Genomic DNA, 18,846 nt, shown 5'->3' on the forward strand with positions numbered 1-18,846 from the left:
TTCTTTAAAGGAAAATCATGTCGGTTCCTAGCCAAAAAATCCGTATCCGTCTGAAAGCTTTCGACTATCGTCTGATCGACCAGTCCGCACTGGAAATCGTTGACACCGCCAAGCGTACCGGCGCTGTCGTCAAGGGCCCGGTTCCCCTGCCGACCCGCATCCAGCGCTTCGACGTTCTGCGTTCGCCGCACGTCAACAAGACCTCCCGCGATCAGTTTGAAATCCGTACCCATCAGCGCCTGATGGATATCGTCGATCCGACCGACAAGACGGTTGACGCATTGATGAAGCTGGACCTGCCCGCTGGCGTTGATGTTGAAATCAAGCTGCAGTAATCAGCTGGCATAGTGTTGGAAAAGCGCACAACCTCGGTTGTGCGCTTTTGTTTTACGGGCTATAATGCTCGGCTTCGATGTGGGTTTTGCGTTTGCAAGGCCCATAATTTATGGTAGTACGAACATCAGCCCCGCCCAATCGCAGGCGGGAATGGAGAAAACAATGAGCCTGGGCCTTGTTGGTCGCAAGGTTGGTATGATGCGCATCTTCACGGAAGATGGGGATTCGATCCCTGTGACCGTGCTGGACGTGTCCAACAACCGCGTGACTCAAATCAAAACGCCTGAAGTGGATGGTTATTCCGCTGTTCAGGTGACCTTCGGTCAACGCCGCGCTTCGCGCGTGGTGAAAGCCGCCGCCGGCCACTTCGCCAAAGCTGGCGTCGAGGCAGGTACTGTCCTCAAAGAATTCCGTGTTGACGCTTCCAAGGCTGCCGAACTGAAGGCTGGCGACGTCGTTGGCATCGGCATGTTTGAAGCTGGCCAGAAAGTCGACGTGCAAGGCGTGTCGATCGGTAAGGGCTACGCCGGTACCATCAAGCGTTACAACTTCTCGTCGGGTCGCGCGACCCACGGTAACTCCCGCTCGCACAACGTTCCTGGCTCCATCGGTATGGCGCAGGATCCGGGCCGCGTGTTCCCCGGCAAGCGCATGACCGGTCATCTGGGTGATGTCAAGACCACCGTCCAGAACCTGGAAATCGCCCGTGTGGACGCAGAGCGTCAGTTGCTGCTGGTGAAGGGTGCCGTTCCTGGCGCCAAGAACGGTCAAGTGATCGTTTCGCCGGCAGTCAAAGTCAAAGCGAAGAAGGGGGCTTAATAATGGAACTGAAGCTCCTGAATGACCAAGGTCAAGCTGCTTCGAACGTCGCCGCACCGGATACCATTTTCGGTCGTGACTACAACGAAGCCCTGATCCACCAGGTCGTGGTTGCCTACCAAGCCAACGCTCGTAGCGGCAACCGCAAGCAAAAGGATCGTGAAGAAGTCAGCCACACCACCAAGAAGCCTTGGCGTCAAAAGGGTACTGGCCGTGCACGTGCCGGTATGTCCTCGTCGCCTCTGTGGCGCGGTGGTGGCCGTATCTTCCCGAACTCGCCTGACGAAAACTTCACCCACAAGGTCAACAAGAAGATGTATCGCGCAGGTGTCTGCTCGATCCTCTCCCAGTTGGCACGTGAAGGCCGCCTGTCGGTCGTCGAAGAGTTCGCCGTCGAAGCCCCGAAGACCAAGCTGCTGGCCCAGAAGTTGAAGGGCATGGGCATGGAATCGGTGCTGGTTATTACCGACAGCCTGGACGAAAAGCTGCTGCTGGCCTCGCGCAACCTGCCGGGCGTGCTGGTGGTCGAGCCGCGTCAAGCTGATCCCGTGTCGCTGGTGTACTTCAAGAATGTCTTGATCACCAAGCCGGCTCTGGCAAAGATTGAGGAGTTGCTGGCATGAACGCAATCGTGAAACATAGCGAAGAGCGCCTGATGAAGGTGCTGCTGGCACCGGTGATCTCCGAAAAGGCAACCTTTGTCGCCGAGAAGAACGAGCAAGTCGTCTTCCTGGTCGCCAAGGACGCCACCAAGCTGGAAGTCAAGGCCGCCGTCGAACTGCTGTTCAAGGTGGAAGTGGAATCGGTGCAAGTCGCCAACCGTCAGGGCAAGCAGAAGCGCTCGCGCAACGGTATGGGCCGCCGCAACCACACCCGCCGTGCTTTCGTCAGCCTGAAGCCGGGTCAAGAAATCAACTTCACCGAGGAGGCTAAATAATGGCACTCGTAAAAGTGAAGCCGACCTCGCCCGGTCGGCGCGGCATGGTCAAGGTCGTCAATCCCGACCTGTACAAGGGCCGTCCGCTGGCATCGCTGGTCGAAAAGAAGTCCAAGACCGCCGGCCGTAACAACAACGGCCACATCACCACCCGCCACATCGGCGGTGGTCACAAGCAGCACTACCGTGTTGTCGACTTCCGTCGCAACAAGGATGGTATCCCTGCCAAGGTTGAGCGTATCGAATACGACCCGAACCGTACCGCGCACATCGCACTGCTGTGCTACGCGGACGGCGAGCGCAAGTACATCATCGCTCCCAAGGGCGTGTCGGTTGGCGATCAGCTGATCAGCGGTTCTGAAGCTCCGATCAAGTCGGGCAACACTCTGCCGATCCGCAACATCCCCGTCGGTACCACCATCCACTGCGTGGAAATGCTGCCGGGCAAGGGCGCGCAAATCGCCCGTACCGCTGGCGCCGCTGTCGTGCTGATGGCACGCGAAGGCACCTACGCTCAGGTTCGTCTGCGTTCCGGTGAAGTGCGTCGCGTTCACATCGAATGCCGCGCCACCATCGGTGAAGTCGGTAACGGCGAGCACAACCTGCGCAAGATCGGTAAGGCCGGTGCAACCCGTTGGCGCGGTGTGCGTCCGACCGTTCGTGGCGTTGTCATGAACCCGGTGGATCACCCGCACGGTGGTGGTGAAGGCAAGACCGCCGCTGGCCGTCACCCGGTTTCCCCGTGGGGCCAGCAGACCAAGGGCAAGAAGACTCGTAGCAACAAGCGTACGACTTCGATGATTGTCTCGCGTCGCGGCAAGAAATAAAGGATAAAACATGACACGTTCATTGAAAAAAGGTCCTTTCTGCGACGCCCACCTGGTGAAAAAGGTTGAGGCTGCCCAGGCTACCAAGGACAAGAAGCCGATCAAGACCTGGTCGCGTCGTTCGACCATCATGCCGGACTTCATCGGCCTGACGATTGCCGTGCACAATGGCAAGGCACACGTGCCGGTCTATGTGTCGGAAAACATGGTTGGTCACAAGCTCGGCGAATTCGCGCTGACCCGTACTTTCAAGGGTCACGCTGCCGATAAGAAGGCTAAGAAATAAGGTCCTATGATGGAAACTAAAGCTACTCTGCGCGGTGTGCACCTGTCGGCCCAGAAAGGCCGCCTGGTTGCAGACCTGATCCGCGGTAAAAAAGTTGATCAGGCACTGAATATCTTGGCCTTCAGCCCCAAGAAGGGCGCGGTCATCATCAAGAAGGTTCTGGAGTCCGCTATCGCGAACGCCGAACACAATGATGGTGCCGACATTGACGAGCTGAAAGTCAAGACCATTTATGTGGAAAAGGGTGCGGTCCTCAAGCGCTTCACGGCGCGTGCTAAGGGCCGTGGTGATCGTATTTCCAAGCAGTCGTGTCACATTTACGTGACCGTCGGAAACTAAGGAGTCACGATGGGACAGAAGATTCATCCAACCGGTTTCCGTCTGGCGGTTACGCGTAACTGGGGCTCGCGTTGGTATGCAGGCAACAACAACTTTGCCGACATGCTCAACGAGGACCTGAAGGTCCGCGCTTACCTGAAGAAGAAGCTGAAGAACGCTTCGGTTGGCCGCGTGGTCATCGAGCGTCCGGCCAAGAACGCCCGCATCACCATTTACAGCTCCCGTCCGGGCGTTGTGATTGGCAAGAAGGGTGAAGACATCGAAGTGCTGAAGTCGGCACTGGCCAAGCTGATGGGTGTGCCCGTGCACGTCAACATCGAAGAAATCCGCAAGCCGGAAGCCGATGCTCAGCTGATCGCTGACTCGATCTGCCAGCAGCTGGAAAAGCGCATCATGTTCCGTCGCGCCATGAAGCGCGCGATGCAGAACGCCATGCGTCTGGGCGCTCAAGGCATCAAGATCATGTCGTCGGGCCGTCTGAACGGCATCGAAATCGCACGTACCGAATGGTACCGCGAAGGCCGTGTGCCTCTGCACACCCTGCGTGCCGATATCGACTATGGCTTCGGCGAAGCTGAAACCACCTACGGCATCATCGGTGTGAAGGTGTGGGTCTACAAGGGCGATCGCCTGGCAAACGGCGAATCGCCGGTGCTGGTCGGCGAACTGGAAGACGACAAGAAGCGTCGTGGTCCCCGTCGTGACGACGGCAAGCCGGGTGCACGTCCCCGCTCCAAGACTGGTGCTCCTGGCGCCGGTGCAAAGCGTGGCGGTGGTCGTCCTCAAGCTGCCGATGCCGGTGTATCGGCTGAGAAAGCAGGAGAATAATCATGCTGCAACCAGCACGTAGAAAATATCGTAAAGAACAAAAAGGTCGTAACACCGGCATTTCGCACACCCGCGGAACCGCCGTCTCGTTCGGCGATTTTGGTCTGAAGGCAACCGGCCGCGGCCGTATCACTGCCCGTCAGATCGAAGCTGCTCGTCGTGCGATGACCCGTCACATCAAGCGCGGTGGTCGTATCTGGATCCGCGTTTTCCCGGACAAGCCAATTTCCCAGAAGCCCGCAGAAGTGCGTATGGGTAACGGCAAGGGTAATCCGGAGTACTACGTGGCTGAAATCCAGCCGGGTAAGGTACTGTACGAGATGGACGGTGTGGACGAAGCCCTGGCGCGCGAGGCGTTCCGTTTGGCTGCTGCCAAATTGCCGCTGTCGACGACTTTCGTTGTTCGCCAAGTCGGTCAATAATTAGGAGCGGAACATGAAAGCATCTGAACTCCGCGGTAAGGACAAGGCAGGACTGGAAAAGGAACTGGGCGAGCTGTTGAAAGCTCAGTTCAGCCTGCGCATGCAAATTGCGACCCAGCAACTGAACAATACCGCACAGCTGAAGAAGGTACGTCGCGACATCGCACGTGTGAAAACTGTGATCAACTCGAAGGATGGCCAACAATGAACGATCAAGTGAAACAAGCGCTCAAGCGCACGCTGATTGGCAAAGTTGTGTCGGACAAGATGGATAAGACCGTCACTGTCGAAATCGAGCGTCAAATGAAGCACCCGCTGTACGGCAAGATCATCAAGCGCACCAAGAAGTACCACGCGCATGATGAGCAAAACACGGCGAAGGCCGGCGATGTGGTGGAAATCACCGAAAGCCGTCCGATCTCCAAGACGAAGGCGTGGACTGTGACCCGTGTGGTACAGGAAGCACAAATCGTTTAAGTAGCAAAGGTAGTACTTGCGTGCTCGATATTATGGTGCCATAATATCGAGCTCATTCTTTGCAAAGTAAAGTTTGCAAAGAGAGGCTCAAGAGTAGCTCTATTCGTCCCCTAACTAGCGAGTTCGCTTGCTAACAGGACCAAGACTGACCGCCAGCGCATCCTGCGAAGCGGATTAAGTTGGGAAAGAAAATATCATGATTCAAACTGAAAGCCGGCTCGAAGTGGCCGACAACACTGGTGCGCGCGAAGTTCTGTGCATCAAGGTCTTGGGTGGTTCCAAGCGCCGCTATGCGGGCATTGGCGATGTGATCAAGGTTACTGTCAAGAGCGCAGCACCGCGTGGTCGCGTCAAGAAGGGTGAAATTTATAACGCTGTCGTCGTTCGCACCGCCAAGGGCGTGCGTCGTCAGGATGGTTCGCTGGTCAAGTTCGATGGTAATGCTGCCGTCCTGCTGAACGCCAAGCTGGAGCCCATCGGCACCCGTATCTTTGGGCCGGTGACTCGTGAGCTGCGTACAGAGCGCTTCATGAAGATCGTCTCCCTGGCGCCTGAAGTTCTGTAAGGAGTAGTCATGGCAAAGATTCGTAAAAACGATGAAGTCATCGTGTTGACCGGCAAAGACAAGGGCAAGCGCGGTGTCGTGACTGCTCGTGTGGACGCCGATTATGTCATCGTGGAAGGCGTGAACGTCGCAAAGAAGGCGACCCGTCCGAACCCGATGACGGGTGCAACTGGCGGCATCGTCGATAAGCTGATGCCAATTCATGTGTCGAACGTCGCGTTGTTCAACGCTGCGACCGGCAAGGCAGATCGTGTGGCTTACAAGGAAGTGGACGGCAAGAAGGTCCGCGCTTACAAGTCCAACGGCGAAGTCGTTAAGGTTTAAACATCATGGCACGTCTTCAACAGTTTTATAAAGATAAGGTCGTCGCCGATCTGACTACGAAGTATTCGTACAAGTCGGTGATGGAAGTTCCGCGCATCCTGAAGATCACCCTGAACATGGGTCTGTCCGAAGCAGTTGCGGACAAGAAGATCATCGAGCACGCCGTTGGCGATCTGACCAAGATCGCTGGCCAGAAGCCGGTGGTGACCAAGGCTCGCAAGGCTATCGCAGGTTTCAAGATCCGCGAAGGCTACCCGATCGGTTGCATGGTGACCCTGCGTGGCGCCCGCATGTACGAATTCCTGGATCGTCTGATCACCGTGGCCCTGCCGCGCGTGCGTGACTTCCGTGGCGTGTCCGGTCGTGCGTTCGATGGTCGTGGCAACTACAACATCGGTGTGAAAGAGCAGATCATCTTCCCCGAAATTGAGTACGACAAGATCGATGCACTGCGTGGCATGAACATCAGCATCACCACGACTGCAAAGACCGACGACGAAGCGAAGGCGCTTCTCGCCGCATTTAAATTCCCGTTCAGAAACTGAGGATGCCATGGCAAAACTGGCACTGATTAACCGTGAACAGAAGCGCGCAGAAATGGTGAAGAAGTATGCTGCCAAGCGCGCCGAGTTGAAGGCTATTATCGACGACCAATCGAAGTCGGAAGAAGAGCGTTACGAAGCCCGCCTGAAGCTGCAGGCTCTGCCGCGTAACTCTGCTCCGACCCGCCAGCGCAACCGTTGCGCGCTGACTGGCCGTCCCCGTGGTACTTTCCGCAAGTTCGGATTGGGCCGTATCAAGGTCCGTGAAATCGCCATGCGCGGCGAAATCCCGGGTTTGACCAAAGCTAGCTGGTAATAGGAGAAGAAGCAATGAGTATGAGCGATCCTATCGCCGATATGCTGACCCGTATCCGCAATGCGCAAGGCGTGAACAAGACTACCGTCGTCATGCCGTCTTCCAAAGTGAAGGTCGCCATTGCCAACGTCCTCAAGGACGAGGGCTATATCGAAGATTTCGCCGTGGTTGCCGCTGATGGCAAGGCTGAATTGAAAATCGGTTTGAAGTATTACGCTGGCCGTCCGGTCATCGAGCGCCTGGAGCGCGTGTCCCGTCCGGGTCTGCGCATCTACAAGGGCAAGGACGATATACCCAACGTCATGAATGGCCTGGGTGTGGCAATCGTGTCCACGCCGCGCGGCGTGATGACTGATCGCAAAGCACGCGCAACCGGTGTCGGTGGCGAAGTGATTTGCTACGTGGCCTAAGGAGTGCAAGATGTCTCGTGTAGGTAAAATGCCTGTTGCACTGCCGAATGGCGCGGAAGCGACCATCACTGCAGAGCAAATCACCGTCAAGGGCCCGCTGGGCTCCTTGACCCAACCGCTGACCAAGAAGGTCAAGGTGGTCAACAACAATGGCTCGCTGAGCTTCGAAGTGGCTGATGACAGCCGCGAAGCCAACGCGATGTCGGGCACCCTGCGTGCTCTGGTCAACAACATGGTCAACGGCGTCACCAAGGGCTTCGAAAAGAAGCTGAACCTGGTTGGCGTGGGTTTCCGTGCACAAGCACAAGGCGACAAGCTGAACCTGTCGCTGGGCTTCTCGCACCCCATCGTTCACCAGATGCCCGCCGGCATCAAGGTTGAGACCCCGACCCAGACCGAAATCCTGATCAAGGGTATCGATCGCCAGGTGGTTGGCCAGGTCGCCGCTGAAATTCGCGCGTACCGCGAACCCGAGCCCTACAAGGGCAAGGGTGTGCGCTACGCTGACGAAGTGGTGACGCTCAAAGAAACCAAGAAGAAGTAATAGGGGTTGACGATGGACAAGAAACAATCTCGCCTGCGCCGTGCGACTCAGACTCGCGCCAAGATCGCAGAACTGAAGGTGAATCGTCTGGCTGTGCACCGTACCAACACGCACATCTACGCCAGCGTCATCGGCCCCGACGCCAACGTGCTGGCTTCCGCTTCCACCCTGGAAGCAGAAGTCCGCGCCCAGCTGGCAGGTCAGACCGGCAAGGGCGGCAATGCTGCCGCTGCTGCCCTGATCGGCAAGCGCGTGGCGGAGAAGGCTCTGAAGGCCGGTGTGACTGAAGTCGCATTCGACCGCTCCGGTTTCCGTTATCACGGTCGCGTCAAGGCGCTGGCTGAGGCTGCGCGTGAAGCCGGCCTGAAGTTCTAAGGATTATCGATCATGGCAAAAATGCAATCGAAAACGCAAAGCGACAAGCCAGATGACGGCATGCGCGAAAAAATGATCGCGGTCAACCGCGTCACCAAGGTGGTGAAGGGCGGCCGCATCATGGGTTTCGCAGCGCTGGCAGTGGTCGGTGACGGCGATGGCCGTATCGGCATGGGCAAGGGCAAGTCGAAGGAAGTGCCCGTTGCCGTGCAGAAGGCGATGGAAGAAGCTCGTCGCAAGCTGATCAAGGTGACCCTGAAGAACGGTACCGTGCAACACACCGTCATCGGCAAGCACGGCGCTTCGTCGGTGATGATCTCGCCGGCCAAGGACGGTACTGGCGTCATCGCCGGTGGTCCGATGCGCGCGATCTTCGAGGTGATGGGCGTGACCAACGTGGTGGCCAAGTCGACTGGTTCGACCAACCCCTACAACATGGTCCGTGCCACCCTGGACGGTCTGTCGAAGATGAACACTCCGGCTGAAATTGCTGCCAAGCGCGGCAAGTCGGTCGAAGAAATCCTGGGCTAAGGTGATCGAGATGGCTAACACAATCAAAGTCAAACTGGTCAAGGGTCTGATCGGTACTCGTCAGGACCACCGCGCTACCGTGCGCGGTCTGGGTCTGCGTCGTGTCAACTCGGTGTCCGAACTGGAAGACACCCCGTCGGTGCGCGGCATGATCAACAAAGTGTCCTATCTTGTGAAAGTTGTGTCGTAAGCCGCGGCTTGCGAACGGAGCGAATCATGCAATTAAACACTATCCAACCCGCAGACGGCGCCAAGCACGCTAAGCGTCGCGTCGGTCGTGGTATCGGCTCTGGCCTGGGCAAGACCGCTGGTCGTGGCCACAAGGGTCAGAAGTCGCGTTCGGGCGGTTTCCACAAGGTCGGCTTTGAAGGCGGCCAGATGCCCCTGCAACGTCGTCTGCCCAAGCGCGGTTTCAAGTCGCTGGCAACGCCTTACAAGGCTGAAGTACGCCTGTCCGACCTGGAAAAGCTGCCCGTCGCCGAGATCGACGTGCTGGCACTGAAGCAAGCCGGCCTCGTGTCGGAACTGGCTCGTGTCGTGCGTATCATCAAGGCTGGCGAACTGACCAAGAAGGTAACCGTCAAGGGTCTGATCGCAACCGCTGGTGCCAAGGCCGCTATCGAAGCTGCCGGTGGTTCCATCGCTGAGTGATCCGGTCCCGGAGCATTAATTGGCAACTACTCCTCAATTAGCAAAAGGTGCCGCAAAAGGATTCCCCTGGGGTCGTTTGTGGTTCCTGCTGGGGGCGTTGATCGTTTATCGCATCGGTGCACATATCCCGGTTCCGGGTATTGATCCGACGCAGTTGGCGCAGCTGTTCAAGCAGAATCAGGGCGGCATTCTGGGCATGTTCAACATGTTCTCCGGTGGTGCCCTGTCGCGCTTCACGATCTTCGCACTGGGGATCATGCCGTATATCTCGGCATCGATCATCATGCAGCTGCTGTCGGTGGTCTCGCCGCAGCTGGAAGCATTGAAGAAAGAGGGTGAAGCCGGTCGTCGCAAGATCACGCAGTACACCCGTTACGGCACCCTGGTGCTGGCGACCTTCCAGGCGCTGGGCATCGCGGTGGCGCTGGAATCGCAAGCCGGCCTGGTGCTGGATCCGGGTCTGGCCTTCCGTCTGACCACGGTGGTGACCTTGATTACCGGTACGATGTTCCTGATGTGGCTGGGTGAACAGATCACTGAACGTGGTCTGGGCAATGGCATCTCGATCATCATCTTCGCCGGTATTGCGGCAGGTCTGCCGAATGCTCTGGGTGGCTTGTTCGAGCTGGTCCGTACCGGTTCGATGAACGCCCTGTCGGCAATCCTGATCTGCGTGATCGTGGCTCTGGTGACGTTCCTGGTGGTCTTCATCGAACGTGGCCAGCGCAAGATCCTGGTGAACTATGCGAAGCGTCAGGTCGGCAACAAGATCTACGGTGGCCAGAGCAGCCACTTGCCGCTGAAGCTGAACATGGCTGGCGTGATTCCGCCGATCTTTGCATCGTCGATCATTCTGTTCCCGGCCACGATCACCAGCTGGTTCACCTCCGGTGATACGTCGAATCCCTTCATTCGTTTCCTGAAGGATCTGGCGGCATCGATGGCACCAGGCGAACCGATCCATGCCTTGCTGTATGCGGTGGCTATCGTCTTCTTCTGCTTCTTCTACACCGCACTGGTGTTCAACAGCAAGGAAACGGCAGACAACCTGAAGAAGAGTGGTGCTTTTGTTCCGGGTATCCGTCCGGGTGACCAGACAGCGCGTTATATCGACAAGATCCTGATGCGCCTGACCCTGGCCGGCGCCGTGTACATCACCTTGGTGTGCCTGCTGCCAGAGTTCCTGATCGCACGCTGGAAGGTACCGTTCTACTTCGGTGGCACATCGCTGCTGATCATTGTGGTCGTGACGATGGATTTCATGGCCCAAGTGCAGAACTATGTGATGTCTCAGCAGTATGAATCGTTGCTCCGCAAAGCTAATTTCAAGGGTGGCATGACACCGCGATAAGCGGGCTCATGCTCCAGGGAAGAAGACACGGAATGGCAAAAGACGACGTTATTCAGATGCAGGGCGAGATTCTTGAAAATCTGCCCAACGCGACATTCAGGGTTAAGTTGGAAAACGGTCACGTTGTACTCGGCCATATTTCCGGCAAGATGCGCATGAATTACATCCGTATCCTGCCCGGCGATAAGGTAACGGTGGAACTGACGCCTTACGATTTGAGCCGGGCACGTATCGTGTTCCGAACCAAGTAACAGTGAAACATTGAAAGAAAGAGGGCCACAATGAAAGTGCTCGCATCAGTCAAGCGGATCTGCCGCAACTGCAAAATCATCAAGCGCAATGGTATCGTTCGTGTGATCTGCACCGAACCTCGCCATAAGCAGCGCCAGGGTTAACTTAACGTTATTGATCGAGGAATAACGAATGGCACGTATTGCAGGGGTCAACATCCCCAACCATCAGCACACCGTAATCGGCCTGACCGCCATCTATGGTATTGGCCGTCCGCGCGCACAAGACATTTGCGCTGCTACCGGCGTTCCGAGCAACAAGAAGGTCAAGGACCTGGACGATAACGAGCTGGAAAAGCTGCGTGACGAAATCGCCAAGTTCGTCGTGGAAGGCGATCTGCGCCGTGAGTTGTCCATGAACATCAAGCGTTTGATGGACCTGGGTTGCTACCGCGGTCTGCGTCACCGTCGTGGCCTGCCGGTTCGTGGTCAACGCACCCGCACCAACGCCCGTACTCGCAAGGGTCCGCGCAAGGCCGCTCAATCGCTGAAGAAATAATCCCGGCAGGCGCAAGCACTGGTCGGATTCAAGGAAGAAATTATGGCAAAGTCCCCCAACAACGCAGCAGCATCGCGTGTTCGTAAGAAAGTCAAGAAGAACGTTGCTGAAGGCATCGCGCACGTTCACGCTTCGTTCAACAACACCATCATCACGATCACCGACCGTCAGGGCAACGCTCTGTCGTGGGCAACTTCGGGTGGTGCTGGCTTCAAGGGTTCGCGCAAGTCGACTCCGTTCGCAGCCCAGGTCGCCGCTGAAAGCGCCGGCAAGGTTGCCATCGAATGCGGCATCAAGAACCTGGAAGTGCGTATCAAGGGCCCCGGCCCGGGCCGTGAATCCGCAGTGCGCGCTCTGAACAACCTGGGCATCAAGATCACCCAGATCCAGGACGTGACTCCGGTCCCGCACAACGGCTGCCGTCCGCCGAAGCGCCGTCGCATCTAAGTTGTAGTATAATCTTGCGCTTTCGCCTGTTCGTCAGGCAAAAGCGCAGGCAAATCACCCGCCAATCACCTTGGCGGGTTTTGTTCTTAAGACCACTGTCTGGCCGCATGCAGGTCAGACTAGCGTCCGGCAACATGGGACGTCATTGATAAAGGAAATACCGTGGCACGTTATATCGGACCGAAAGCAAAACTCTCCCGCCGCGAAGGCACCGACCTGTTCCTGAAGAGCGCACGCCGCTCGCTGGATTCCAAGTGCAAGCTGGATTCCAAGCCGGGTCAGCACGGCCGCACTTCGGGCGCCCGCACCTCCGACTACGGCAACCAGCTGCGTGAAAAGCAGAAGGTCAAGCGCATGTACGGCGTCCTCGAGCGCCAGTTCCGCCGCTACTTCGCTGAAGCCGACCGCCGCAAGGGCAACACCGGCGAAACCCTGCTGAAGCTGCTGGAATCGCGCCTGGACAACGTCGTCTACCGCATGGGCTTCGGCTCGACCCGCGCTGAAGCGCGTCAGCTGGTGTCCCACAAGGCCCTGACCGTGAACGGTCAAGTCGTGAACATCGCTTCGTACTCCGTCAAGGCTGGCGACGTCATCGCCATCCGTGAAAAGGCCAAGAAGCAAGTGCGTATCGCCGAAGCCCTGTCGCTGGCCGAGTCGAACGGTTTCCCGCAGTGGGTTTCCGTGGATTCGAAGAAGCTGGAAGGCACCTTCAAGTCGTCGCCGGACCGTACCGAAATCGCTGCCGACGTCAACGAATCGCTGATCGTCGAACTGTACTCGCGTTAATTCGTAGTACCGCCGTACCCCTGTGCCCACCTCATGGTGGGCATTTTTCCGAACTGCCATCAGCCTTATCGGTGTAACGAGCCGAGGGTATTGAAAAGGACAATTCATGCAAAACAGTTTGTTGAAGCCCCGCATCATCGAAGTGGAAACCCTGGCCCCCGGTCACGCAAAGGTCGTGATGGAGCCGTTCGAGCGTGGTTACGGTCACACCCTGGGCAACGCGCTGCGTCGCGTCCTGCTGTCGACCATGAGCGGTTACGCTCCCACCGAAGTCACCATCGCTGGCGTCGTGCACGAGTACTCCTCGCTGGACGGTGTGCAGGAAGACGTGGTCGACATTCTGCTGAACCTGAAGGGCGTGGTCTTCAAGCTGCACAACCGTGACGAAGTCACCCTGACCCTGAAGAAGGAAGGCGAAGGCGCTGTCCTGGCTTCCGATATCGATCTGCCGCACGACGTCGAACTGATCAACCCCGATCACGTCATCGCCAACCTGACCGGTGGCGGCAAGCTGGACATGCAGATCAAGGTCGAGAAAGGCCGTGGCTACGTGCCGGGCAACGTGCGTCGCCTGTCCGAAGACACCAACAAGACCATTGGCCGCATCATTCTGGATGCGTCGTTCTCGCCGGTTCGCCGCGTGTCTTATGCCGTCGAATCCGCTCGTGTGGAACAGCGTACCGACCTGGACAAGCTGGTCATGAACATCGAGACCAACGGCGTCATCACCCCGGAAGAAGCGATCCGCCAATCGGCGCGCGTGCTGGTTGATCAACTGAACGTGTTCGCTGCCCTGGAAGGCACCGAAGCGACTGCAGAAGCACCGTCGCGCGCACCGCAGGTCGATCCTATCCTGCTGCGTCCGGTCGACGACCTGGAACTGACCGTCCGTTCGGCAAACTGCCTGAAGGCCGAGAACATCTACTACATCGGCGACCTGATCCAGCGCAGCGAAAACGAACTGCTGAAGACCCCGAACCTGGGTCGCAAGTCGCTGAACGAAATCAAGGAAGTCCTGGCTTCGCGTGGCCTGACCCTGGGCATGAAGCTGGAAAACTGGCCGCCGGCTGGTCTGGAAAAGTAATTCACGTCACCTGGCGGGCTGCGGTGCGAGCCGCGCCGCCAGTCTGACTTGAGGCCGTACCTGAAGTATTCGTCGTATCCGTAGCAAAGAACTTTTATCCGATATTTACCGGTCCGCGGTCAGGACAGCCCAGCTGGCCTGCCGATAGAAGAACTGGATCAAAACTGTAACCTGAAAGGAAATTACCATGCGTCACCGTCACGGTCTCCGCAAACTGAATCGTACTTCGTCCCACCGTCTGGCCATGCTGCGCAACATGACTGTCTCGCTGCTGCGTCATGAAGCCATCAAGACCACCCTGCCGAAGGCCAAGGAACTGCGCCGCGTCGTCGAGCCGATCCTGACCCTGGGCAAGACCGACACCCTGGCCAACAAGCGCCTGGCCTTCAACCGCCTGCGCGATCGCGAAATCGTCGGCAAGCTGTTCTCCGAACTGGGCCCGCGCTACGCTGCCCGTAACGGCGGCTACCTGCGCATCCTGAAGATGGGCTTCCGCCAAGGCGACAACGCACCGATGGCCTTCGTTGAGCTGGTCGATCGTCCGGAAGTCACCGACGCTGCTGACGCACCGACCGCTGAATAATTCACCGGACGTTGCTTCACAAAGAAAAAGCCAGGCTCTGCCTGGCTTTTTTGTTTTGCGCGGCTGCATTTTCTTTCATCCGGCTGATGTGCGCCGTCACGCCTGGCCTCCGGATGTGGTTGAATACGGACTCTGCAAGGAGTCCTTTCATGTCCGCATCCCTGTTGAACCAGCCTTTGCTGGTACTGGCCAACCTGCCCGACCAGGCCTTGGCTGAACGCTTGTCCAATACCCTCGTGGAACAAGGTCTGGCCGCCTGCGTCAACATTCTGTCGCCTGTGCAGTCGGTCTATCGCTGGCAGGGCAAGGTCCAGCGCGATAGCGAGATCCCCTTGCTGATCAAGACCACCCAGGGCCGCTACCAGGAACTGCAGCAGGCCATTGTCCACGCCCATCCCTACGACGTGCCCGAGATCATCGCCTTGCCCATCACGGCGGGTCTGCCGGCTTATCTGGCGTGGATGCAGGATGAGACCGCACGTCCTCTGCGCGTATAAGCTCAGAGCATTCCCATCGAACGAGGAACACCGTTGAACCGCATCAACCGGCGCACGCGCCTGACAAGATATCCCCTGCTGATCGTATTGGCGCTGCTGGCCCTGCTCGGCCTGCTGGTGGCCAAGGCTGCCAAGGCGGCTGAGGATTACCTGCCGCCCGAACAAGCGTTCCAGCTCACCGGCCGCATGGTTGACGCCCAGACGCTGGAGCTGAGCTATCGGATTGCAGATGGCTACTACATGTATCGCGACCGCTTCCACTTCAGCGCCGAAGGCGCGACGCTGGGCGAGCCGCAATTCCCGGCGGGTAAACGCAAGTATGACGAAAACTTCCAGAAGGAAGTTGAAACCTACCATCAGTCGGTGACTGCCCGGATTCCGGTCAGCGGGGCAGTGAAGGATTTTGTCATTTCGGCAGTATCGCAAGGCTGTGCCGACAAGGGATTGTGTTATCCACCGATGACCTTGAAGCTGGCGATGTCGGCCCAGGATATTGGCAAGAACGTCACTCCGGCGGGCGTCAATGCGGATGCGCCCAGCACGGGCGGCAGCGATATCGATGGTATTGCCGCCGTGCTCAAGGGCGGCAAGCTGTGGAGCATCCTCTCGCTGTTCTTCCTGCTGGGCATCGGGCTGTCCTTTACGCCCTGCGTGCTGCCGATGCTGCCCATCCTGTCCTCCATCATCGTCGGACAGCAGCCGAGCGCCGGCGGCGGACGCGGGCGCAGCTTCCTGCTCTCGGTGGATTATTCGCTGGGCATGGCCCTGGTCTACACGGCATTGGGCGTAGCCGCCGGGATGCTGGGAGAGGGCTTGTCTGCTTATCTGCAGAACCCTTGGGTGCTGGGCGCGTTTGCCTTGCTGATGGCCGGCCTCGCATTGTCGATGTTCGACCTCTACACTCTGCAAGTCCCCGCCTCGATGCAATCCAGATTATCCACAGCCTCCGGTGGAGGCAGTGGCAAATGGGTCGGTGTCTTCCTGATGGGCGCGATTTCGGCGCTGATCGTTGGTCCCTGCGTGGCAGCGCCCCTGGCCGGGGCCTTGCTGTACATCAGCCAGACCGGCAACGTGGTACTGGGCGGTAGCGCCCTGTTTTCCATGGCACTGGGCATGAGCGTGCCGCTGCTGCTGGTCGGCGCCTCGGCCGGTGCCCTGCTGCCGCGCGCCGGCGCCTGGATGGATGCGGTCAAGCGCTTCTTTGGCGTATTGATGCTGGGCACGGCCTTGTGGATGGTCTCGCCGGTGATCCCTTCATGGTTGCAGGTGGCTGGCTGGGCGGCGCTGGGGGTCGGCTATGGCGCTTTCCTGCTGTGGACGCGCCCGGCTGGATGGATATCCCGGGCACTCGGCCTGGTGGTGGTCACGCTGGGCTTGCTGCAACTGGTTAGCGTGGCCACCGGCGGCCGAGATCCGCTGGCGCCGCTCTCGCATCTGCGCGGCCAGTCAGCCGCCGCGCAGGCCACCGACTTCGTGCGCGTCCGCTCCAGCGCCGAGCTGGATGCAGCCCTGAAGGAAAACGCCGCCGGCCAGCGTCGCCCGGTCATGCTGGATTTCTATGCCGACTGGTGCGTTTCCTGCAAGGAAATGGAACGTTTCACTTTCACTGATCCGCGTGTGAAGGAACGCTTCGGCCAGATGCTGCTGCTGCAGATCGACGTCACCGCCAACAATGCCGACGACCGCGCCATGCTGAAGCGCTTCAATCTGTTCGGTCCGCCCGGCATCATGTTTTTCGATGCCGATGGCCGGGAACTGGCACAGCGCCGCGTGATCGGTTATCAGGATGCCGACAGGTTCATCTCTACGCTGCAAAATCTGTAGTTCCACATGTCGCAATGTAATTTGAAAAGCACTTTATAGTCGTAGGCCTGAGGCTGGCCTCGCGTTATAGTCAGCCTTCTGTTTTCATTCTGTCCACCAAGGAGACCACCATGACGCTGCGCCTGGGCGATACCGCACCGGATTTCGAGCAAGAATCCTCGATCGGCAAGATCAAATTCCACGACTGGGCGGGTGACTCCTGGGTCGTGCTGTTCTCGCACCCGGCCGACTTCACGCCGGTCTGCACCACCGAGCTGGGCCTGACTGCCAAGCTCAAGCCCGAATTCGACAAGCGCAACGTCAAGGCCATCGCGCTGTCCGTGGATGGTGCCGAGGCCCACAACCAGTGGATCAAGGACATCGAGGAAACCCAGCAGACCGTGGTCGGCTTCCCGATCGTGGCCGACGTCGACAAGAAGGTCGCGGGCCTGTACGACATGATCCATCCGAACCAGTCCGAAACGGCGACCGTGCGTTCGCTCTTCGTGATTGACCCGAAGAAGAAGGTTCGCCTCATCATCACCTACCCGATGAGCACCGGCCGCAACTTCGACGAGGTGCTGCGCGTCATCGATGCGCTGCAACTGACCGACGGTTACACCGTGGCCACCCCGGGCAACTGGAAGGATGGCGACGACGTCATCATCCCGTTGTCGGTCAAGGATGAGGAAGTCATCAAGCAGAAATATCCGAAGGGCTACAAGTCGCCGCGTCCGTACCTGCGCATTACGCCGCAGCCGAACAAGTAATTGCTGCGTTCGCCGCGTCAATAAAGCGAAAGCGCTCCTCCGGGAGCGCTTTTTGTTTGGCCCCTGCTCAGGCGGCCGAGGCCACCCCGCGTGCAAATCCATCCACGAACAGCCGCGCCACCGGCGACAGGAGCGTACCGCGCCGCGTCACCAGCTGATAGGGCTCGCTGCGCGTATGCAGCTTCAGCGGCAGGATGCGCGTCATGCCGAAGCGCGTGCAGAACTGCGCCACATCCACCGACAGCAGCGCCACGAAGTGCGGATTCTTCTGCAGCAGCGACAAGGTGGTGAAGGCCGAGGTGGTTTCCATCAGGTGCAGCGGGAAGCGCAGGTCGGCATCGTGGAATTCGCGCTCCAGCGTCAGCCGCATCGGCATGTTGGCCGAATAGACCACCCAGCGCGAATCGGCCAGGTCCGCCAGTTGCAGGCTGCTCGCTTCAGCCAGCGGATGCTGCACGCTGGCCACCACGGCCAGCTCTTCCTCGTGGATGTTGAACGCGTCATACAGGTCCGGGCGCTGGCTGATGCTGGTGCGGCAGATCGCCAGGTCCAGCCGCCCCTGGTCCAGCAGGCGCAGCAGGCGGGCGCTGGTGTCTTCCACGATCTCCACGGACAGGGTCGGATGCGCCTCCAGCAATTGCGTGAGCGCATCGGTCAAGAGCGGCACCGCGCCCATGATGGTGCCCACCGCCAGCCGTCCACCATGGCCTTGCATGATGGATAACATTTCTTCACGCAGGTGGGTCAGGTCGGTCTGGATCAGCCGCGCATAGCGGATCACGCAATGGCCCAGCTCGGTGGCCTCCAGCCCGCGATTGGTGCGGGTGAACAATTGCGCACCAAGCGTACTCTCGATCTCCTGCAAGGCCTTGCTCGCCCCCGGCTGGGTCAGCGCCACCTGCTCGGCCGCCTTGAGCAGGGAACCATGGTCGGACAGCGCGATGAGCAGCCGCAACTGCCGCAGGTGCAGGCGCGAAGTGATGGAGGCCAGCGAGGGCAAGGTGGTGTGCATGGAAAATCCTCTTCAAAGAAGTCGTTAGTATGAGTGTTGGTTATACCCATATCAACAGGTCTCATTAGCCAAGCGCCCCTTGATGGCTTAGAGTCTGGCTTTCCAAAGCGGGACCCCATTGGGAAGCACCGGCTTTGAAGGTTTCGGAGCAAGCCCGCCGATGGCGGACCCGGTGGAGACATCTATAAATCAAGG

34 protein-coding genes are annotated in these 18,846 nt (G+C 58.5%); 32 read left to right on the forward strand and 2 right to left on the reverse strand.

Annotated elements, in window-relative coordinates:
- The first annotated feature begins 17 nt into the window (after positions 1-17).
- The 29 genes from rpsJ (at position 18) to rplQ (ending at position 14,569) form a co-directional block, all read left to right on the forward strand.
- Positions 18-335 carry a 30S ribosomal protein S10 gene (gene rpsJ, locus JOD78_RS26540; protein WP_006464935.1) on the forward strand — a complete coding sequence of 106 codons (318 nt, stop codon included), beginning with the start codon at positions 18-20 and terminating at the stop codon, positions 333-335.
- 151 nt (positions 336-486) lie between these two features.
- On the forward strand, positions 487-1,155 hold the full coding sequence (gene rplC / locus JOD78_RS26545; protein WP_013232185.1) for a 50S ribosomal protein L3: 669 nt from the start codon (positions 487-489) through the stop codon (positions 1,153-1,155).
- 2 nt (positions 1,156-1,157) lie between these two features.
- Positions 1,158-1,778: a 50S ribosomal protein L4 gene (gene rplD / locus JOD78_RS26550; RefSeq protein WP_006464933.1), complete on the forward strand. Its 621-nt coding sequence runs from the start codon at positions 1,158-1,160 to the stop codon at positions 1,776-1,778.
- Positions 1,775-2,092: a 50S ribosomal protein L23 gene (gene rplW / locus JOD78_RS26555; RefSeq protein WP_006464932.1), complete on the forward strand. Its 318-nt coding sequence runs from the start codon at positions 1,775-1,777 to the stop codon at positions 2,090-2,092. The genes rplD and rplW overlap by 4 nt, the downstream gene beginning before the upstream one ends.
- Positions 2,092-2,919 (forward strand): 50S ribosomal protein L2, encoded by an 828-nt coding sequence (gene rplB / locus JOD78_RS26560; protein WP_006464931.1) that lies wholly within the window; start codon positions 2,092-2,094, stop codon positions 2,917-2,919. Before rplW ends, rplB begins: the two co-directional genes overlap by 1 nt.
- Before the next feature lie 10 nt (positions 2,920-2,929).
- Complete coding sequence (rpsS, locus tag JOD78_RS26565; protein ID WP_006464930.1) at positions 2,930-3,205, forward strand: 30S ribosomal protein S19; 276 nt, start codon at positions 2,930-2,932, stop codon at positions 3,203-3,205.
- Positions 3,206-3,211: 6 nt separating this feature from the next.
- Complete coding sequence (gene rplV / locus JOD78_RS26570) at positions 3,212-3,544, forward strand: 50S ribosomal protein L22 (RefSeq protein ID WP_008334132.1); 333 nt, start codon at positions 3,212-3,214, stop codon at positions 3,542-3,544.
- Between the two features lie 9 nt (positions 3,545-3,553).
- A complete protein-coding gene (rpsC, locus tag JOD78_RS26575) occupies positions 3,554-4,372 on the forward strand; it encodes a 30S ribosomal protein S3 (protein WP_008334135.1) in 819 nt (272 codons plus the stop codon).
- A gap of 2 nt (positions 4,373-4,374) precedes the next feature.
- Positions 4,375-4,794 carry a 50S ribosomal protein L16 gene (gene rplP, locus JOD78_RS26580; protein WP_008334136.1) on the forward strand — a complete coding sequence of 140 codons (420 nt, stop codon included), beginning with the start codon at positions 4,375-4,377 and terminating at the stop codon, positions 4,792-4,794.
- Between the two features lie 13 nt (positions 4,795-4,807).
- On the forward strand, positions 4,808-5,002 hold the full coding sequence (gene rpmC / locus JOD78_RS26585; protein ID WP_006464926.1) for a 50S ribosomal protein L29: 195 nt from the start codon (positions 4,808-4,810) through the stop codon (positions 5,000-5,002).
- Complete coding sequence (gene rpsQ / locus JOD78_RS26590; protein ID WP_034333526.1) at positions 4,999-5,271, forward strand: 30S ribosomal protein S17; 273 nt, start codon at positions 4,999-5,001, stop codon at positions 5,269-5,271. The genes rpmC and rpsQ overlap by 4 nt, the downstream gene beginning before the upstream one ends.
- A gap of 196 nt (positions 5,272-5,467) precedes the next feature.
- The gene (gene rplN / locus JOD78_RS26595; protein ID WP_006464924.1) at positions 5,468-5,836 is read left to right on the forward strand and encodes a 50S ribosomal protein L14; all 369 of its coding nucleotides are present in this window, start codon (positions 5,468-5,470) and stop codon (positions 5,834-5,836) included.
- 9 nt (positions 5,837-5,845) lie between these two features.
- A complete protein-coding gene (gene rplX, locus JOD78_RS26600; RefSeq protein WP_034339785.1) occupies positions 5,846-6,160 on the forward strand; it encodes a 50S ribosomal protein L24 in 315 nt (104 codons plus the stop codon).
- A 5-nt stretch (positions 6,161-6,165) separates the two neighbouring features.
- Positions 6,166-6,705, forward strand: a complete 540-nt coding sequence (gene rplE, locus JOD78_RS26605) for a 50S ribosomal protein L5 (protein WP_006464922.1) — start codon at positions 6,166-6,168, stop codon at positions 6,703-6,705.
- A gap of 7 nt (positions 6,706-6,712) precedes the next feature.
- Positions 6,713-7,018, forward strand: coding sequence for a 30S ribosomal protein S14 (rpsN, locus tag JOD78_RS26610; RefSeq protein WP_008334139.1), 306 nt, complete (start codon positions 6,713-6,715; stop codon positions 7,016-7,018).
- A 14-nt stretch (positions 7,019-7,032) separates the two neighbouring features.
- Positions 7,033-7,428: a 30S ribosomal protein S8 gene (rpsH, locus tag JOD78_RS26615; protein ID WP_006464920.1), complete on the forward strand. Its 396-nt coding sequence runs from the start codon at positions 7,033-7,035 to the stop codon at positions 7,426-7,428.
- Between the two features lie 10 nt (positions 7,429-7,438).
- Entirely contained in the window at positions 7,439-7,972 is a 534-nt protein-coding gene (rplF, locus tag JOD78_RS26620) for a 50S ribosomal protein L6 (RefSeq protein WP_008334141.1), read from the forward strand.
- Between the two features lie 12 nt (positions 7,973-7,984).
- Positions 7,985-8,347: a 50S ribosomal protein L18 gene (rplR, locus tag JOD78_RS26625; RefSeq protein WP_008334143.1), complete on the forward strand. Its 363-nt coding sequence runs from the start codon at positions 7,985-7,987 to the stop codon at positions 8,345-8,347.
- A 12-nt stretch (positions 8,348-8,359) separates the two neighbouring features.
- Positions 8,360-8,878, forward strand: a complete 519-nt coding sequence (rpsE, locus tag JOD78_RS26630) for a 30S ribosomal protein S5 (RefSeq protein ID WP_006464917.1) — start codon at positions 8,360-8,362, stop codon at positions 8,876-8,878.
- Between the two features lie 10 nt (positions 8,879-8,888).
- Positions 8,889-9,068 carry a 50S ribosomal protein L30 gene (gene rpmD / locus JOD78_RS26635; protein ID WP_006464916.1) on the forward strand — a complete coding sequence of 60 codons (180 nt, stop codon included), beginning with the start codon at positions 8,889-8,891 and terminating at the stop codon, positions 9,066-9,068.
- A 26-nt stretch (positions 9,069-9,094) separates the two neighbouring features.
- On the forward strand, positions 9,095-9,529 hold the full coding sequence (gene rplO / locus JOD78_RS26640; RefSeq protein ID WP_008334147.1) for a 50S ribosomal protein L15: 435 nt from the start codon (positions 9,095-9,097) through the stop codon (positions 9,527-9,529).
- Positions 9,530-9,548: 19 nt separating this feature from the next.
- The gene (secY, locus tag JOD78_RS26645) at positions 9,549-10,880 is read left to right on the forward strand and encodes a preprotein translocase subunit SecY (protein WP_013232188.1); all 1,332 of its coding nucleotides are present in this window, start codon (positions 9,549-9,551) and stop codon (positions 10,878-10,880) included.
- 32 nt (positions 10,881-10,912) lie between these two features.
- Positions 10,913-11,131: a translation initiation factor IF-1 gene (gene infA / locus JOD78_RS26650; RefSeq protein ID WP_005663428.1), complete on the forward strand. Its 219-nt coding sequence runs from the start codon at positions 10,913-10,915 to the stop codon at positions 11,129-11,131.
- A gap of 30 nt (positions 11,132-11,161) precedes the next feature.
- Positions 11,162-11,275, forward strand: coding sequence for a 50S ribosomal protein L36 (gene rpmJ / locus JOD78_RS26655; RefSeq protein WP_013232189.1), 114 nt, complete (start codon positions 11,162-11,164; stop codon positions 11,273-11,275).
- Positions 11,276-11,303: 28 nt separating this feature from the next.
- A complete protein-coding gene (rpsM, locus tag JOD78_RS26660; RefSeq protein ID WP_209569968.1) occupies positions 11,304-11,669 on the forward strand; it encodes a 30S ribosomal protein S13 in 366 nt (121 codons plus the stop codon).
- Between the two features lie 42 nt (positions 11,670-11,711).
- Positions 11,712-12,116, forward strand: a complete 405-nt coding sequence (gene rpsK / locus JOD78_RS26665) for a 30S ribosomal protein S11 (RefSeq protein ID WP_006464911.1) — start codon at positions 11,712-11,714, stop codon at positions 12,114-12,116.
- 162 nt (positions 12,117-12,278) lie between these two features.
- A complete protein-coding gene (gene rpsD / locus JOD78_RS26670; RefSeq protein WP_075256125.1) occupies positions 12,279-12,902 on the forward strand; it encodes a 30S ribosomal protein S4 in 624 nt (207 codons plus the stop codon).
- A gap of 106 nt (positions 12,903-13,008) precedes the next feature.
- Positions 13,009-13,986 carry a DNA-directed RNA polymerase subunit alpha gene (gene rpoA, locus JOD78_RS26675; RefSeq protein WP_006464909.1) on the forward strand — a complete coding sequence of 326 codons (978 nt, stop codon included), beginning with the start codon at positions 13,009-13,011 and terminating at the stop codon, positions 13,984-13,986.
- A 187-nt stretch (positions 13,987-14,173) separates the two neighbouring features.
- Complete coding sequence (rplQ, locus tag JOD78_RS26680) at positions 14,174-14,569, forward strand: 50S ribosomal protein L17 (RefSeq protein ID WP_008334167.1); 396 nt, start codon at positions 14,174-14,176, stop codon at positions 14,567-14,569.
- Positions 14,570-14,585: 16 nt separating this feature from the next.
- Here the strand turns inward: rplQ and JOD78_RS28280 are convergent, their stop codons facing one another.
- The gene (locus JOD78_RS28280) at positions 14,586-14,720 is read right to left on the reverse strand and encodes a hypothetical protein (RefSeq protein WP_256497793.1); all 135 of its coding nucleotides are present in this window, start codon (positions 14,718-14,720) and stop codon (positions 14,586-14,588) included.
- On the opposite strand from JOD78_RS28280, the gene cutA reads away from it, so the two are divergent.
- The 3 genes from cutA to JOD78_RS26695 all read left to right on the forward strand — a co-directional run bounded on the left by cutA (position 14,719) and on the right by JOD78_RS26695 (position 17,639).
- Positions 14,719-15,066, forward strand: coding sequence for a divalent-cation tolerance protein CutA (cutA, locus tag JOD78_RS26685; protein ID WP_121037721.1), 348 nt, complete (start codon positions 14,719-14,721; stop codon positions 15,064-15,066). The two genes, JOD78_RS28280 and cutA, sit on opposite strands and share 2 nt — an antisense overlap.
- Positions 15,067-15,099: 33 nt before the next feature.
- Positions 15,100-16,890, forward strand: coding sequence for a protein-disulfide reductase DsbD (dsbD, locus tag JOD78_RS26690; protein ID WP_121037723.1), 1,791 nt, complete (start codon positions 15,100-15,102; stop codon positions 16,888-16,890).
- A gap of 110 nt (positions 16,891-17,000) precedes the next feature.
- Positions 17,001-17,639 (forward strand): peroxiredoxin, encoded by a 639-nt coding sequence (locus tag JOD78_RS26695; protein WP_006464905.1) that lies wholly within the window; start codon positions 17,001-17,003, stop codon positions 17,637-17,639.
- A 67-nt stretch (positions 17,640-17,706) separates the two neighbouring features.
- Here JOD78_RS26695 and JOD78_RS26700 read toward each other — a convergent pair whose 3' ends face one another.
- Positions 17,707-18,651 carry a LysR family transcriptional regulator gene (locus tag JOD78_RS26700; protein ID WP_121037726.1) on the reverse strand — a complete coding sequence of 315 codons (945 nt, stop codon included), beginning with the start codon at positions 18,649-18,651 and terminating at the stop codon, positions 17,707-17,709.
- Positions 18,652-18,846: the final 195 nt, after the last annotated feature.

The organism is Herbaspirillum sp. 1130 (assembly GCF_017833835.1).
Lineage (GTDB): Bacteria > Pseudomonadota > Gammaproteobacteria > Burkholderiales > Burkholderiaceae_D > Herbaspirillum > Herbaspirillum huttiense.

Excerpts from the sequence above, each read along its gene's own strand:
- rpsJ (WP_006464935.1), top strand. The coding sequence starts at position 18 with ATGTCGGTTCCTAGCCAAAAAATCCGTATCCGTCTGAAAGCTTTCGAC.
- rplC (WP_013232185.1), top strand. The coding sequence starts at position 487 with ATGGAGAAAACAATGAGCCTGGGCCTTGTTGGTCGCAAGGTTGGTATG.
- rplD (WP_006464933.1), top strand. The coding sequence starts at position 1,158 with ATGGAACTGAAGCTCCTGAATGACCAAGGTCAAGCTGCTTCGAACGTC.
- rplW (WP_006464932.1), top strand. The coding sequence starts at position 1,775 with ATGAACGCAATCGTGAAACATAGCGAAGAGCGCCTGATGAAGGTGCTG.
- rplB (WP_006464931.1), top strand. The coding sequence starts at position 2,092 with ATGGCACTCGTAAAAGTGAAGCCGACCTCGCCCGGTCGGCGCGGCATG.
- rpsS (WP_006464930.1), top strand. The coding sequence starts at position 2,930 with ATGACACGTTCATTGAAAAAAGGTCCTTTCTGCGACGCCCACCTGGTG.
- rplV (WP_008334132.1), top strand. The coding sequence starts at position 3,212 with ATGATGGAAACTAAAGCTACTCTGCGCGGTGTGCACCTGTCGGCCCAG.
- rpsC (WP_008334135.1), top strand. The coding sequence starts at position 3,554 with ATGGGACAGAAGATTCATCCAACCGGTTTCCGTCTGGCGGTTACGCGT.
- rplP (WP_008334136.1), top strand. The coding sequence starts at position 4,375 with ATGCTGCAACCAGCACGTAGAAAATATCGTAAAGAACAAAAAGGTCGT.
- rpmC (WP_006464926.1), top strand. The coding sequence starts at position 4,808 with ATGAAAGCATCTGAACTCCGCGGTAAGGACAAGGCAGGACTGGAAAAG.
- rpsQ (WP_034333526.1), top strand. The coding sequence starts at position 4,999 with ATGAACGATCAAGTGAAACAAGCGCTCAAGCGCACGCTGATTGGCAAA.
- rplN (WP_006464924.1), top strand. The coding sequence starts at position 5,468 with ATGATTCAAACTGAAAGCCGGCTCGAAGTGGCCGACAACACTGGTGCG.
- rplX (WP_034339785.1), top strand. The coding sequence starts at position 5,846 with ATGGCAAAGATTCGTAAAAACGATGAAGTCATCGTGTTGACCGGCAAA.
- rplE (WP_006464922.1), top strand. The coding sequence starts at position 6,166 with ATGGCACGTCTTCAACAGTTTTATAAAGATAAGGTCGTCGCCGATCTG.
- rpsN (WP_008334139.1), top strand. The coding sequence starts at position 6,713 with ATGGCAAAACTGGCACTGATTAACCGTGAACAGAAGCGCGCAGAAATG.
- rpsH (WP_006464920.1), top strand. The coding sequence starts at position 7,033 with ATGAGTATGAGCGATCCTATCGCCGATATGCTGACCCGTATCCGCAAT.
- rplF (WP_008334141.1), top strand. The coding sequence starts at position 7,439 with ATGTCTCGTGTAGGTAAAATGCCTGTTGCACTGCCGAATGGCGCGGAA.
- rplR (WP_008334143.1), top strand. The coding sequence starts at position 7,985 with ATGGACAAGAAACAATCTCGCCTGCGCCGTGCGACTCAGACTCGCGCC.
- rpsE (WP_006464917.1), top strand. The coding sequence starts at position 8,360 with ATGGCAAAAATGCAATCGAAAACGCAAAGCGACAAGCCAGATGACGGC.
- rpmD (WP_006464916.1), top strand. The coding sequence starts at position 8,889 with ATGGCTAACACAATCAAAGTCAAACTGGTCAAGGGTCTGATCGGTACT.
- rplO (WP_008334147.1), top strand. The coding sequence starts at position 9,095 with ATGCAATTAAACACTATCCAACCCGCAGACGGCGCCAAGCACGCTAAG.
- infA (WP_005663428.1), top strand. The coding sequence starts at position 10,913 with ATGGCAAAAGACGACGTTATTCAGATGCAGGGCGAGATTCTTGAAAAT.
- rpmJ (WP_013232189.1), top strand. The coding sequence starts at position 11,162 with ATGAAAGTGCTCGCATCAGTCAAGCGGATCTGCCGCAACTGCAAAATC.
- rpsM (WP_209569968.1), top strand. The coding sequence starts at position 11,304 with ATGGCACGTATTGCAGGGGTCAACATCCCCAACCATCAGCACACCGTA.
- rpsK (WP_006464911.1), top strand. The coding sequence starts at position 11,712 with ATGGCAAAGTCCCCCAACAACGCAGCAGCATCGCGTGTTCGTAAGAAA.
- rpoA (WP_006464909.1), top strand. The coding sequence starts at position 13,009 with ATGCAAAACAGTTTGTTGAAGCCCCGCATCATCGAAGTGGAAACCCTG.
- rplQ (WP_008334167.1), top strand. The coding sequence starts at position 14,174 with ATGCGTCACCGTCACGGTCTCCGCAAACTGAATCGTACTTCGTCCCAC.
- cutA (WP_121037721.1), top strand. The coding sequence starts at position 14,719 with ATGTCCGCATCCCTGTTGAACCAGCCTTTGCTGGTACTGGCCAACCTG.
- JOD78_RS28280 (WP_256497793.1), bottom strand. The coding sequence starts at position 14,720 with ATGAAAGGACTCCTTGCAGAGTCCGTATTCAACCACATCCGGAGGCCA.
- JOD78_RS26695 (WP_006464905.1), top strand. The coding sequence starts at position 17,001 with ATGACGCTGCGCCTGGGCGATACCGCACCGGATTTCGAGCAAGAATCC.
- JOD78_RS26700 (WP_121037726.1), bottom strand. The coding sequence starts at position 18,651 with ATGCACACCACCTTGCCCTCGCTGGCCTCCATCACTTCGCGCCTGCAC.